This is a genomic window from Timaviella obliquedivisa GSE-PSE-MK23-08B (genome assembly GCA_019358855.1).
GTDB classification, from domain to species: domain Bacteria; phylum Cyanobacteriota; class Cyanobacteriia; order Elainellales; family Elainellaceae; genus Timaviella; species Timaviella obliquedivisa.
Map to the genome: position 1 here is coordinate 38,849 of JAHHII010000015.1, position 14,912 is coordinate 53,760.

Here is a 14,912-nt window from a genome sequence, read left to right on the forward strand (position 1 = left end):
TTGACTTTTCAGCCCCCTAAATCCCCCATTCTAGGGGACTTTGAAAGGTTCGGGAGTCCTGCCCCAGAATGGGGGATTTAGGGGGCGGTTCGGGGCGTTATTTAATTGCAACTCCCTAACGAGTTAAGTTGCTAATCAGGCTTACAGCGTCATGGGTGCGATCGGTGCAATATCAGGGTCTTGTCCGCCCACTTGGTTGGTGCGAAGTACCCACACTGATGCTCCCTGCTCTAAGAAAACCTGAACGATCGTATCACTTGCTTTTCGAGGTAGGAGCGTTCGCCAACTCACTAAACCTGCCCACAAATTACGAAGCGGCTCGTCTTCGAGAGTGCTACCCAAATTAAATTCATTGGTTTCCCAATCACTGCGAGGAGAACCCAGCGGCTGCAATTTGCGGTATAGCTTTGTTTTTACGTCTAGGAGTTGTTGATAACACTGGGTTTGCGCTGGATTATTCGTTAGCCAGGATTGCAACAGATTTTGATTAGTGGCGATCGCCTGAAATACAAAGCGAAGACTATCAAACAACGCGTGATTAGAATCTTGGGCGCAATTATTAGCAGGACCAACATAGGTCGCGCCCGTACCGTCTCCAATTCGATAACGAGCAGTCATGACTTGCAATTGACTCACCATATTGCTAAGCGCCGATCGCCGCATCCCGTTAATATCCAGGTAGCCTGTAAATGGCTCAAACTTAACTAAAAGATCACAGGTTGGGCGGGTGCCTAGCCAGCCCCACTGCCGATCGCCCATATATCTTGACCAATGCAACGTTCCTGCCGTTAGACCATCTGTATTCTGGGAATACACTTGATAATACTGAATCTCAAACCGCAGTTCATGACTCAGCGGATCACGAATTACGGTTGCTAACCCGTAGGCAAAGTGCCCAAAGAACAGAGGAGTTGCAGCGGCAGGTTCCTTTTTTTTGCCCCCAATGCCACCATAGACATGGAGCAGCAACGCCCGATCGCCCACTTTCCAATCATCAATAGCCGCTTGAATTTGCTCTGTATACGAGCTTCCGGCACAAAGAACTGATGAGATTTGCCCTTTGTGCGCCGCAATGTTTGCCCAGGCTTCTTGGCGAATATAATGATATGCTGCTTTTTCACCAAACACTACCCGATCGGGCTGAAGCCGCAGCAAGGAGCGAGGAGCCAGCGATCGCACCACAAATTGTCCGGTAGCATCCTTAGCACCATAGATATACCAGCCTGTTTCGTTTAAGGGGGTTTGCTCTAGATGCCGAGTCGTAGAGGGATAGCTGCCTGTTTCAGACTGAATGACTGATGGGAGCCGCACGACTTCTGTCCAGCCATCGAACTGGCGTGAAGTAGGATTAAAATGCTTAACCTGAAACTGATCGGTGTTGGCGATCGCTCTTTCAAACTGCACTAAGCCGTAATAACGTCCGGTAATTTCAACAGGTTGATTCGCAATACGCAGAACCGGGCGATCGGATTCTTCGACCTTGACTTCTTCAAGCATGACGATGAGATCATCAATGGGGTGAGCGCCTGCTAAGGATTCTAGAGGATCGACTTGTTGCCAATGGTTTAACCGCTCTGGCAAAATAGTGCTGCCTTGCTGACTAGAATATTCTGCATCAGCGCTGAAGTGAACATCGCGCGTTACAGTTCGCACTCGCTCTTTTACCGGGGGATGATCAATCCAACGCAACAGCACCGTTTGTCCCACCATCCACTCATAGCCACGCTCAGCATGATGGACTTCAAACCAAACTCCTCGTACCTGAGTTCGTTCTGAGGACAACGGCAAGATTAAGCGACCCATCCAAGGTGCGATCGGGCGATACCATTGCAAATCGATAGTTTGAGATAAGGGATAATAGGTATAGTGATTAAAATCGGCACGCAGATAGCGATCATAATTGCTAGTTTCTTTAGAACGATGTGAACTAGCAATTAGGAACCGACCCTGCAAGATGGAAAGAATAAGGGCGATCGTGTGTTGAAGATTGCTCTGTCCATTCGGCAGTAACGCATGAGGATCCATAATCCCCCCCGGAACCTGATGCCCCATAGAACCTAACGAAATTTCGCTAATTTTGCCCTTGCGCTTTGCCCGGTTCCAATAAGACAAAGCAAATATCTGCCATCGTCCTGGAAAAAGAATTGACCCTAGACCTGCAACCTTATCTTGATCACCAACTAGATGATAAAGATGCGCCAGCTTCAAAAAATTATTGTTGGCGCTCATCACACCTCCCAGAGAAATCACCTCAATTTCGCAGCCCAGCACCCGCCTGAGATGAGGTGCTGCCGCAACCGACATTTGACCGCCGCCGCTATAGCCAATTAGGGTAATCGGTACGCCTGTACGAGGTTGATAACCCTGCTGCACCAGCCCGTTATAAAGTATTTGGGCAATTCCTTGATTGTAGATGGGTCCGTAACGCTGATCGGCAGATACAGCAACAATCCACGCATTCCGAAGATTGATCATGAGACCTAACAAAGAGGTAGGATTTTTCCACCGCACTTTGTCTGCTAGCCGCCAAGCCCAAGACAACAAGCGATCGTGATCCAAAGGTTGATTGAAGACGGAGTACATCATCAGCCCTTGTACAAACACGACATTTTTAGGTAAAGCAGTCTGAAGCGCCTGAATAAATTCGACTACATCGGGCGTGTAGGTTTCGCCAGACTGACCCACCCCGTCTAGATAAACGACATAGCGCGAGGGGCGATCGCCAGGATTAACAGGTACAACGGGCGCTGGAGTGCGGCGAGTGTCTAAACCGTCGCCATACCAGCCTGCCCACCAGCCCAAGGCTTCTAGGGGAGCCAGGAATCCGGCGAATATCAGCGCAACAACTCCAATCCAAACGAGATCAAAAAGTTGACGGATTAATTTGGGAATGCTTTCATGCCAGACAAAAAGACTTTCGCGGACTGGACGTAGCAGAATTGTAATGATTAGAAATAACAGAATCATTGCCAGCAAGCCCAACCCCAATTGAATAATCTGGGGAATGCTTCTTGAATAATGAGAGGAACGAACTAATAGGTTTTGAGCGGTGCCTACAGACGGTATCTGGACAGGGGCGATCGCCGATGATGCGGTAAGGGTTGCATCAGGGTTTTGGGTTTCGGGCTGCTCTGGTGTTGAAGCTAAAGCTTCTGGGGCTTGGGGCAATGGTTCTGGTAAAGCCTCAGCCAGCCGTGTTTCTAGTCCAGATTGAACAATCTCTTCTAATTCCGAGCGATTATCAGCCAGATCAACACCTGCCACCTGTTCGCTTAAGCGCCGTCCTAGCTTGGCGATCGGCTGTCCAATCGTTCTTTGTAGAAGCTGTAGCACCAACCAACCGAGCGCCACATGAACCCAGGCAGAGGCTCCATCAACCTGGGCGATCGCGCTAAATCCGACGACCATTGCCAGCAAATGCCAGACCGATAATAAGTTAAAAATGGGAACTCCGGCATAGGGTAAAGCTGCCAGAAAGCTAAACAGTAACGGCGCGTAACTTAACCCCAAGTTTTTAACCAAACTGCTCCATGACAACTGCGAAAATCCAGGTATCCAACCCGTTAGCCAGGTGCTAGCCACTAGAAACAAAAAACCACAGGCAAACAAGACGGCATTCAGTAATAGACTAAAGACAAACCGTAATGGCTGCACCTGATTGGTAAATAGAATAATACTCTGTCCCACTGCTAAGGAGAGTCCTGCGGCTAGAACGACCAGAAGTGCGGCTGTTTGTCCCCCTGGAAAACTGACAATTTTTTGGAATGCCTCTGAGTTGAGAGAGAACGCTCCACTAATCAAATTGCCAAGTTCATTAAACAGCGGATCAGTCATTCCTAAGGTCTCCTAGTTAAATTAGCACTAGCGCTTGTGTAAAAAGAATCGGGCATTGCTGAATAGAAGTATGAATCCATTTAAAGCCTCTTTCCGTAAGAGAAGGAGGTTGAGGAGAGGTTTCGCTAACTGCTTTGCCAATAATCCTAGCCCCTAGCCCTTTTCCTAAGAGGGCAGGAGAACTAGATTTTCGTACCACAATTCAGCAGCGACTCTTTTTTACTTTTCATTCAGCCATTGCAATCCACCATACGCCTAATTCTTCCGAGAGGTAACCTCTTATAGGTATCTTGAAGAGATCACTTCTCCCCACGCCCTAATTTGCCATCTATGAGTCACCCTTTGCAACCCAACTCCAAGCGCATATTATGTAACCCTTTTCAAAGAATTGAGCGACCCTTTACGAGTATCTCAAAAAGCGCGCTTTATCTATTAAAATCATTCTCGGGTCATCTATCTAAGGGCTATAGGTGGAGCCGAATCCACCGCTTCTACCAACTTGCTGTATGCAGTCTCGCTACTTTTCTCTTGCTAACGGTAAGCGCAAGCCAAGGCAGGGCGATCGCACCATCAACCACCATCCCTGTCTTAGGGCAATTGCCATCCTTGACTAATCCAACCACTACTCCGCCCCTGCCAACGGGCGTAGAACGGCGAGGCACATTAGAAGCTGCTGGAATAAGGCTGGACGGAAAAGAACTGTTTAAAATTGCGTCTTCAGCTATTTTCAACCGCAGTGAGCCGGGTAGCCAAATTCCAGTCGAAGTTCGTGCCAAACAGGTGGAAGCCAATCTTAGACAACTGACTCTAGCAAGTAAAGTATCTGAGGATGAAATGCTAGACCCCGAAACCCTACGGGTTTCAATTGAGATACTGAATGGTCAGCCAGTTTTATTTGTTAAAGATGCTACCTTGACGGAAGCGAAAGTCTTGCTGACGGTAACCGATACAGATGCCCAGTTTTACTCCACAACCCAAGACAGACTGGCAAACCGATGGAAGGAAATTTTAGAGAATGAACTGCGCCAGGCGCTAGAACTGCGCCAGCCAGAAGCATTAGAACAACAGAACTCTGAAGCGATTAGAATTTTAATGGCAACGGCGCTGTCAACCGTTTTACTGAGTGGAGTTTGGATATTTTGGGGATGGCGCAGACGGAAGCTTGAGCAACGGCAGGCAGCCGAGATAGCGGCTCGTGTTGAAGCTACGCCTGCGGTAGAAGCAACTCATGCTGGAACAACCCATGTTGAAACCACTTACTTAGAGCCTTGGCTGTTTCAGAGGCTACATGATTATTTGGGATTACAGCGACGACTGAAGATTGTTCGATTTTTTCGGTGGTTGACTTTTTGGGCGATCGCTTTTACCTGGCTGATTGGGCTTGCCTATAGTCTCAGAACCTTTCCTGAAACGCGCCAGTTTGCCAACAGAGTCATTGCCATCCCGGTTGTAATTTTAATAACGTGGTTTCTAACAGGGCTAATTAATCGCCTTACCGATCTGGTCATCGATCGCTTTATCGAAAGCCGTGAGCAAGACCAATCTTTAACAGAAGCAAATTTACAGCGGGTCGCCACGCTTGCTAACGTGGTTAAAGGGCTAAAAAGAGTTCTGGTTTATTCTCTAGGTTTTCTCTGGGTGCTCCAGTGGCTAAATCTTGCACCCGGATCGCTTTTGGCGTTGGGAGCATTAGTTGCATTAGCAATTTCGTTTGCGGCACAAAGCCTGGTTAAAGATCTCGTGAACGGATTCTTAATTTTGTTAGAAGACCAGTTCCGAATTGGAGATTACGTCAGAATTGGTACGGCTGCTGGATTTGTGACAAACCTAAATTTACGCATCACTCAGATCCGCAGTGACGATGGTAATTTAATCACTTTACCCAACAGCCTAATTACTCAAGTAGAAAACATGTCACGGACTTGGGCAAGGGCAGATTTTCGGATTGAGGTCGCCTATGATACCAATGTGGATTTGGCTCTTGCAGTCGTTCGTGAAACCGTCGATCGCATGGCACAAGATCCAGAATGGCAATCCTTAATCTTCGATACCCAAGAACTGTTTGGCGTTCATCAGATTTCGCACACGGGCATCGTGATTCGCATCTTGATTAAAACGGCTCCGCTTAAACAATGGCCGACAGCACGAGAATTGCGCCGTCGGCTTAAAATTGCTTTCGATCGCCATAATATTCAAATTGGTGTTCCGCAACAAGTTGTGCTAGGCACCCTTACTGATATACTTGACCCTGCTGACACAACCTAAGAGCTAGAGTAATTCTGTGTGTTATTTTTTAATCCTTGTTAATTCTTGAGCAAAGCTGTTCATTAACATGAGTTAATTAATGTTAGGTTTTTGATTTGACCATTGTCAGTTAATTTGAAAAGCAATTCATCGCTCTGGTACAAGTTATGAAGCCCTCAATGAATCCACTATTAAGCAATTCACTATTAGCAGTTGGCGCGGTAATAGCGATCGAGATCGTTGGAGTTGCGGCTAAAAATCTTGCAATGGCACAGCCCATCCCGACTGAAACCCCAATTCTCATGGCACAATCCTCCACGATCACAGGCAGTTGGCGGCTTATCTCTATGGGAACAACCGCCGCTCTAACCGTACCCCTGCAAGCAACTGAACTGACCGCCAATTTTGAGGGCGATCGCGTTTCTGGTTCAGGTGGATGCAACCGCTTTACCGGAAGCTATGAAACCGAGTCAAATATATTAAGCCTTGGCGCTCTAGCCTCTACTCGCAAGGCTTGTGAGGAATCTGTGATGAATCAGGAGGCAAAGTATTTAGCCGCATTACAAGCCGCCCAGCAATATGAGGTGAATACTCAAGGTGAGTTGCAAATCTTTTACCAAACTGCGCAAGAGTCAGGCGTTTTACGCTTTACCTCTCAAACCGTCAGAGCGTTATGGTAAACAGTGCATTACCGTTCCATCACGGTTATCTTAATAGGATTTTATAACCACAAAGTCATGACGCTCATCTCTATTTTTTCTGTTGCACCTGTTGCTTTTTGCTATAAACTACGACGGGTACTCGCTTATAAGCAGGCGTGCCACATCGTACTTCAGTTTTTGCCTTAAAGATAACATTTACTTCAGGGTAGAACATTAGCGCCGCACCTTGCCGCACTGCGCCATAGATCACTTCTATATTGTCTAATTTACCTGCATCACCCTGTACAGTAACGCGATCGTGTTCAGCTAAGTTTACTCTTTCTGCATCGCTCCGATTGAGCAGAATACAGTGCCGATGGGGCATTCCCCGATACTGATCCCCAATTTTGTAAACCACTGTGTTGTGCTGCGAGTAGCTCCGTCCCGTCATTAATGCCAAAATAAGACTGTTTGCAGGTTCAGCAATTCCGAAATCTTTGGGTTCAGGTAAGGTAAGGTTAGGTAACGGCGTAGTGAGCATCTTTGCTTTTCCCGATGGTGTTTTGAAATGAGGCTCAGTGACGATGCGTCCAGAGATAGTGAATTCTTCTTGGGTATCGTCAAGGGTGGCGATTTTTTCGTAACCGGGAATGGTTTTAGCAATCAACTGTCGCACGTAGCGGGTATCTTGCATCTTACGCCACTCTACTGGATAGTCACCTAGCAACCGATGCGCCAGTTCTGTCAAAAATTCGACTTCCGAAATCAGGTCAGCATTCTTTAAGTGGGTTGTGCCTTCATCGTTGAACCGGACAAAGTTGTTACCCGACTCAACCGTAGTTTTGTGGGGGTTTTCAAACCGATTTAGGACAGGGATGATAATAGTATTTACTTTTGCCAATCCATTAAAGTGCCCAATGTTAGGTTTGGTAGCCATGTAAATAATGGTATCAATGTTTCCCAACGCCCGTTTTGCTTGGGCTGAGTCAGGATTAGCACCATAAATATTACCACCAACACATATTAGACTCTCTACTTTGCCTGCTTCTGCTGCTTCAATTAAATCGCGGGTGTGATAGCCCTTGGGTAGATTCAGCGATCGCCCCAAAAGTGTCTCTAGTGCTTGCTTAATCTCCTCTTTCAGCTTTACTGTTACGCCCATTGAGCCAAAGCCTTGCACATTAGAATGCCCACGCACAGGCATTAGCCCTGCGCCCATTCTGGCAATCTGACCCGTAATCAACGCAGTATTAGCAATGCTATAAACGTTGTCAACACCATTCATCTGTTGAGTAATTCCCATCGCCCAACCGAAGACCACACCCTTCGACATACCTATAATTGCTGCCGCTGCTTCAATTTCTGTTTGAGTAACGCCGCAAAGTGTACTAAGGGTTTTCCAGGAAAGCGATCGCGCCTGTTCTAGCACGGCTTCCCACCCTTCTGTATACGCTTGTAGGAACGGGTAATTAACTCGATTCTGTTCAATCAACGCTTTTTGAATACCAACAAATAGCGCCACGTCGCTACCTGGAATGGGCTGTAAATACAATGAAGCAATTTCAGAGCCAGGAACCAAAGATTTAACTGGGAACACAGGGGAGCCAAACTTGACCAATCCAACTTCCATGACTGGATTAATGACAATAACTTTACCACCGCGATCGCGCAGTTTAATGAGCTCATTCATTAAACGCGGATGATTTGAAGAAGAGTGCGCCCCTGCTAATACGACACAATCTGCTTGCTTCAGACTCTCTAAACTAACAATTGAGGTCTTTGTGCCAAACATTTCTTGGAGTGCCGTTGTCGAGGGCGCGTGGCACAAGTCTGAACAATCTGCCAGATTATTAGAACCTAGCGTTCGCAGCATCAGTTGTAGCAAGAATGCCGCTTCGTTAGAACCCCGACCTGAGCTATATGAAGCAATTCGTTCAGGATGTTTTTGGAATGCTTTAGTCGCGATCGCGTAAATTTCGTCCCAAGAGATGCGTTCGTAGTGAGAATTACCCGCCCGAAAGATTACTGGAAAGCTCAATCGTCCTAAGCGATCGGCTTCCATAGAAGATAATTGCTCTAGCTCAGCGATCGAATGAGTATCAAAAAAATGTGCTGGAATAGGCGGCTGAATTTCGGCTGAAATTGCCTCAACGCTTTTCATACAGCGCTGTAGTTTTTCACCTTCTTCGTTAGTAAATCCACCTTTTTGTCCCCCTGTGCCCCAAGAACAAGATAAACAAGCACTATGGTGAAACAGTGTTTTCCAGATTTTTGGTCCCTCTGGCGACAGCGTATGCTTTGCCCAATATTCAATAATAGGAATACCGCCCCCAATCTCAGGAGTATCTGCGTTAGTTTCGTTGAAAGGCAGTTTGGGCTGAGGGTCAGTTTCCATGTAGACACGCCATTGAAGTTTTTTTGCCTATGCAATTTAGCGTATGTCAAAGGAAGTAAGAATCCCCCGATAGGTAGATTTCGAGCATTGCTACAACATTTTTCAACATCAAGCATTTTAGTAACAAGCAATGAAAAAGAGATTCTGCCGATCGCTAGAAGAAGCACTGCAAAAATCAAGATATTTCGTTAGGGTGACTTGGATTACAGTTGATCTATGATAATCTGCAAATCGAAGTTTTCACTAAGTTTTACCATCAACACAATTGGTTAAGAAGTCACCATCGCTCAAGAAATTTGACTACTCGCTTGACTTTAAAGCGATCGACTTTCGGCAGCACCCCGAGCTTTATTGCATAGGAAAAGGCGAACAAGGTGTCTTACTCGTTGAGCCTTATAAGAGCGAGATACTACCCTATTGGAGATTCAAAACACCAGAGATTGCCCAACAGTCGGCAGAAGAAATTTATGCTCTTTTTCTTGCTTACAAAGAACAGAATGATTTTGTAGGAATGGACATGGCGCGGAAGTTTTTACAAATGGGTTACACTCGCTCCCGTCGTTATGCCAATCATAAATCAGGACGGAAATATGACAAAAATTCTCGAGTTATTTTACCAAGAGAAGAAGACCCAATTAAAGCTCAATCTGCCAAAATCTTTTACGAGACATGGCAGTTAGCTAAGACAGATTCAGAATACTTGAAACTAAGCGATCGCCATCGAAACCAATATGAGCAATTAACAGCACCTATAGAAGCTGAAGACTAAAGTGCGAGAACAAAGCGGTTACAAATAAGATAAACTGTGCAACTACAATGCTAGGAACCAAGGACACCTTTAAGGCTTGAGAAGACAATTCCGAGAAACTAACTTTACGTAGCCAGCCCGAAAAGAAACTTTCATGGTTCTCTATAATGCTTTAAACTCTTCACAAGAAAGCATTTTAGAACCTATTTTTATAAAAGCAGGAAACTTTCTACTCGCTTAATTAGATGCATGGCTTGGATTTGTCGCTGAATTAAAGTAAAGCTTCCCATCCTGAAGATGAGAAGCTTTATGTCTGGTTTATTTTTTCTACATGCTCAGCCTATAAAACTATTCTCTCTGTTTGAAGCAGTTTGAAACAGGCTGAAGATAGCCCATTATTTAGTGTCAGACTCGCTAGGTAGAGATTGCGTAGGAGCAGTGGTATTGCTAGGTGAACCTGAGCTACCGCTTGATCCGGAAGATGAACCGCCTTGACCCGCGCCACTAGGAGATTGATTCTGAGGTGCAGTCTGTGTTTCAGTTTCATCACTTTCGCTAGGCAAGTTCTGGGTAGGAGCAGTGGTACCGCTGGGTGACATAGTGCCATCTGAACCCGTTGTATTGCCAGGTGAACCCATGCCGTTTGAGCCAGAAGACCCACTTGATCCAGGCGAAGAACCATCTTGCATCATGCCATCGGGAGAGCGGGTTTCGGGAGCAGATGAGGGTTCAGGTACATCACTTTCGCTAGGTAAGTTCTGAGTAGGAGCAGTAGTACCGCTGGGTGAAAACGTAGGGTTCTCTTGAGGCGATTGACTTGATGAACCCGTGTAGTATGGGCTTCCTTCGCAACGAGAATTCATTGGGGTGCGATCGCAAAGGATGATAAAGCCCTCTTTCGATAACTCAAACTCTGGAGTTGAGCCAGAGGACTGAGCCAAGGCAGGAAAACCTGTAAGAATGCCGATTCCTGCTACGCCTACAGCTAAGGAAAGTTTTTTGACAAAAGTTAAAGAGTGAAGCATAGTGTTATTCCTACGTTTGTATTGGCTTATCAAGGTTAGCAAGGCATCTACGGGCAACCCACCGTCTAGAGGGTGAGAGTAGCTCTTTCGATAGGGGGATTGAATAAGGTTAATTAATGCTCAATATATTCTAATATTTTAGATACGCCTGCTTTGTTTGCAGCGCAAGTAGGCTTTTGGAATTCTAAATTAGTCATCAGTCTCGGCTTGCTCACCTCATTCAACAACGCCCAACTTGAGGAACGCCCGAATTGAGGAACGCCCAAATTGAGGCAGTCCTGACCCATGAGGCAGCCCATCATTACTATCGAGACACCTTTTGTTTTTTCTGGTTTGGCTAGTTGAGTCGGGCGACCAGTTGGCTCCCTGACTCAAACGTTTTGTGGCAAGAACTTATTATTACCGCGCGAACTTCGTGCAGATCAATGGGATGCCCAAAAAATGGGATGCCCAAAAAACCGACGCACTGCTGCTAACAGAAACAAGGAAAGGGGCTTTGATTTAGATTCATACTTTCATTCAACGATGCTCAGCAACACCAATAGTTTAGCGCTATTGAAAGTATCCTCTTCTAAACCCTAGCCTCTTCCCTAAGCAGAAAGAGAAACTAGATTCAGGGGCTGATTTTTTTATCAGGATTGATACCTAGTAACTCTAAGATCCGCTGGAGCGGAACATCTGTCCAATCTGGGCGGGCTTCCATTTCATACCCCAACTCATACACTGCCTTTTCGAGTAGAAAAGCGTCTAGTAAAACCTGAAGCTCGGGCTGTGTTTTAGGTAAGAACGCGGCACCGCTCGCCGTTGCTAAATACTTTTTCAAAAACACCACGCTTGTCCAGTAATACACGAACTGCGCCCATTGCTCCATCAATGGCAGATTCTCTGTCCGAATGACACCACTCTCAACCTCGCGCTGTAAAGCTATCCGCGATGCATAGTAAAAAGATTGCACCATGCTAGCAACGTCTCGGATTGGCGATCGCTTCATCCGTCGTTCACTCAGCGGACGGCTGGCTTCACCTTCAAAGTCAATGATGACAAAATCTTTACCTGTATACAACACCTCCTCAAGATGATAATTACCATGACAGCGAATTCGCATGACGGCAATAGGTTGATCAACAATGCGCTTATAGTGATCTAAAATTGCACTTTGTTCATTCAGTAAAGTCCGAACCGAGGCTTGTTGTTTAATGGGCAGTTTTTTCAGTTGCTTTTTCAAGCGTAAAAAAATCTGTCCAGCCTGGTTGCGCATATATTGGTAAACCGATCGCTGGTGGAACAGCGTAAACGGCTCTGGTGCAAAGCTAGGATCGTTTTCATCCGCAGCTAAGGCAATATGCATTTCAGCGGTGCGTTGTCCCAGTAGCTCTGCGGCTCCCAGGTAGGTTCCCATAATTTCATAGGCTAACTCAGGCACCTCAAGCGTTAACGCATTGACTAATGAGGCTTGCGGCAACTGGACTTGGATCATTTCACTAGGTTGCGCCATTACTTTCTCGAAGAAATCACGCAGGCTATCGAGTGTGAACGACCATGCATCACGAGTATCTGGAATGTATTTCTGAAACATTCCCAGAGCCATCGCTTCAACACCCTTGCGGCGATACTCTATTGATCCAATGATGGGTGCAAAGTGTTCACTAGGTGAATCAGTCGCAGTTGAACGTTGGGTTAAAAACCGTCCCATTTCAATGTCTGAGTTGATGCATTCTTCTGCTCTGCGAAACAGTTTAAAGATGAGGCGATCGCCATAAACGACTAAGGCATTGCCATGCTCGACTTTAGGTAAATGGGGCGTGGCAGAGACAGACAGATTAGCTGGCTCAAACAAGGTTGCAACGATTTCACCCTGACTACCCTTCTGGGAGTGCTCCTGAATCAAAGCTTCTAGAGGAATAGGCAGAAAGTCTTTGTCGCTGAAGGCATCAAACAAAATGCCAGAAATGTAGTTGCCCTTAATCTGGGCGATCGCGTGTTCGGTATGGGTAATAGGATGGTGATTCCCGACCGCGTAAGCTAACGGCAGCACATAGGTTTCGGCAACCCCTTCGGTATACTCGGCTTTGACCAAAACAATGTGATATTCATTAGCTTCGGGTTGCGGCTGAATATTAAACGGAATCACATCAGCAATTTGGGCAGATTGCATCGAACGATTGCGACTCCCAAACCAACGGCACTGTCGTAGGAAATCAGGCAGAAGCGCTTCTAATGCTTTTCTAGAATCTGCTTTGCTGTAAATATCTTGCCAATGACCGCTTACGGTTAAGGTCGGTAGCTGAGCCGGAGCTTTAGGAAGTAAGGCAGTGCTGGGCTGAATTTGCAGCGTAAACCAGAGAAACGAGTGAGGCCCCAAACTGAGAAAATAGGGTGTATCAGCAATGGGCGGAAATTCGGTGCGTCCAAAGATTTCAATGGGCATCATTCCTTGAAATGCCGATAGATCTAATTCTACTGCCTGTACAAATCGAGAAAGATTTGCCACGACCAAAATGTGTTCGCCATCATAGGTACGGGTGAACGCCAATACCTTGCGGTTTTCGGGAGAAAGAACTTCAAAAGTACCCCGACCGAACGCCTGGTAGCGACTTCTCACCGCAATTAATCGCTTCATCCACCACCACAGGGAACTAGAGTTTGCTCGCTGTGCTTCAACGTTGACAGTTTCATAGTTATACTCTGGGTCAACGATAGGAGGCGCATAAAGCCGTTGAGGATTGGCGCGGCTAAACCCAGCGTTGCGGTCAGAACTCCACTGCATGGGAGTACGAACGCCATTGCGATCGCCCAAGTAAAAGTTGTCACCCATGCCAATTTCATCGCCATAGTACAGGACGGGCGTGCCAGGCAGCGACAGCAGCAGGCTATTCATTAACTCAATGCGCCGTCGATTATTCCCCATCAGGGGAGCCAAACGCCGACGAATTCCTAAGTTAATCCTCGCCTGCGGATCTTGGGCATAAACGCGATACATATAGTCACGGTCTTCATCGCTGACCATTTCTAACGTCAGTTCATCATGGTTACGCAAAAATAGCGCCCACTGACAATTAGGCGGAATTTCTGGGGTTTGTTGCAAAATATCGATAATAGGAAAACTATCTTCCATTTGCAGCGACATAAACAGGCGCGGCATCAGTGGAAAATGGAAGTTCATGTGGCATTCGTCACCCTGCCCATAGTACTCCGCTGCGTCTTCAGGCCATTGATTAGCTTCGGCAAGCAACATTCGATTAGGAAACTTGCGATCGACATGGGCGCGGAGTTGCTTCAGCCAATCGTGAGTCTTAGGCAAATTTTCGCAGTTGGTGCCTTCGCGCTCATACAAATACGGCACTGCATCCATCCGTAACCCATCAACCCCCATTTCTAGCCAAAAATCGACAACATCGAAAATAGCTTTCTGAAGTTGGGGATGTTCATAATTCAGATCAGGTTGATGAGAGTAAAAGCGATGCCAAAAGTACGCTTTTGCAACAGGATCCCATGTCCAATTAGAGGTTTCAAAATCTTGGAAAATAATCCGTACACCTTGATATTGATTAGGAGTATCACTCCAAACGTAAAAGTCACGCTCTGAACTGCCAGGCAGGGCTTTCCTTGCCCGTTGAAACCAAGGATGCTGATCGGAAGTGTGGTTAACAATTAGTTCAATAATGACGCGGATATTTCTCTGGTGCGCCGCTTCCAAGAACATGTGAAAGTCTTCAAGGTTGCCATAGATAGGATTGACGCTGTTGTAGTCGGCGATATCGTACCCATCATCTCGCAATGGCGAAGGGAAAAAGGGCAGTACCCAAACGGCTGTTACGCCTAAGTCTTGGATATAATCGAGCTTTTCGGTTAGTCCTCGGAAGTCGCCGATGCCGTCACTGTCGCTGTCGGCAAAAGCCCGAACAGGCACTTCGTAAATGATGGCATCTTTAAACCAGAGAGGATCGCTATGAAGGGTCGATTGTTGCATAGGGGAAGTGCGTTAGGGGGTGGGGTAGATTAGAAGAGATTGCCATAACTTGATT

The 14,912-nt window shown here is 46.5% G+C and carries 7 protein-coding genes; 3 read left to right on the forward strand and 4 right to left on the reverse strand.

The genetic code is table 11. The features are described from left to right. Positions 1-141 precede the first annotated feature (141 nt). Positions 142-3,834 carry a CAAX protease gene (locus KME11_19970; protein ID MBW4517488.1) on the reverse strand — a complete coding sequence of 1,231 codons (3,693 nt, stop codon included), beginning with the start codon at positions 3,832-3,834 and terminating at the stop codon, positions 142-144. 330 nt (positions 3,835-4,164) lie between these two features. Here KME11_19970 and KME11_19975 point away from each other — a divergent pair, with 330 nt between their 5' ends. Both KME11_19975 and KME11_19980 read left to right on the forward strand, forming a co-directional pair. Beyond that, a complete protein-coding gene (locus KME11_19975; GenBank protein MBW4517489.1) occupies positions 4,165-6,099 on the forward strand; it encodes a mechanosensitive ion channel family protein in 1,935 nt (644 codons plus the stop codon). Positions 6,100-6,257: 158 nt separating this feature from the next. Then, positions 6,258-6,758 (forward strand): META domain-containing protein, encoded by a 501-nt coding sequence (locus tag KME11_19980; GenBank protein ID MBW4517490.1) that lies wholly within the window; start codon positions 6,258-6,260, stop codon positions 6,756-6,758. Positions 6,759-6,828: 70 nt separating this feature from the next. Here the strand turns inward: KME11_19980 and KME11_19985 are convergent, their stop codons facing one another. Next, a complete protein-coding gene (locus KME11_19985; GenBank protein ID MBW4517491.1) occupies positions 6,829-9,114 on the reverse strand; it encodes an FdhF/YdeP family oxidoreductase in 2,286 nt (761 codons plus the stop codon). A 265-nt stretch (positions 9,115-9,379) separates the two neighbouring features. Between KME11_19985 and KME11_19990 the strand changes: the two genes are divergently transcribed. Next, positions 9,380-9,883 carry a DUF4385 domain-containing protein gene (locus tag KME11_19990; protein ID MBW4517492.1) on the forward strand — a complete coding sequence of 168 codons (504 nt, stop codon included), beginning with the start codon at positions 9,380-9,382 and terminating at the stop codon, positions 9,881-9,883. A gap of 374 nt (positions 9,884-10,257) precedes the next feature. On the opposite strand, the gene KME11_19995 is transcribed toward KME11_19990, so the two are convergent. Together KME11_19995 and treS are read right to left on the reverse strand one after the other, a co-directional pair. Further along, the gene (locus KME11_19995; GenBank protein ID MBW4517493.1) at positions 10,258-10,887 is read right to left on the reverse strand and encodes a hypothetical protein; all 630 of its coding nucleotides are present in this window, start codon (positions 10,885-10,887) and stop codon (positions 10,258-10,260) included. A gap of 613 nt (positions 10,888-11,500) precedes the next feature. After that, entirely contained in the window at positions 11,501-14,857 is a 3,357-nt protein-coding gene (gene treS / locus KME11_20000; protein MBW4517494.1) for a maltose alpha-D-glucosyltransferase, read from the reverse strand. Between the last annotated feature and the right edge of the window lie 55 nt (positions 14,858-14,912).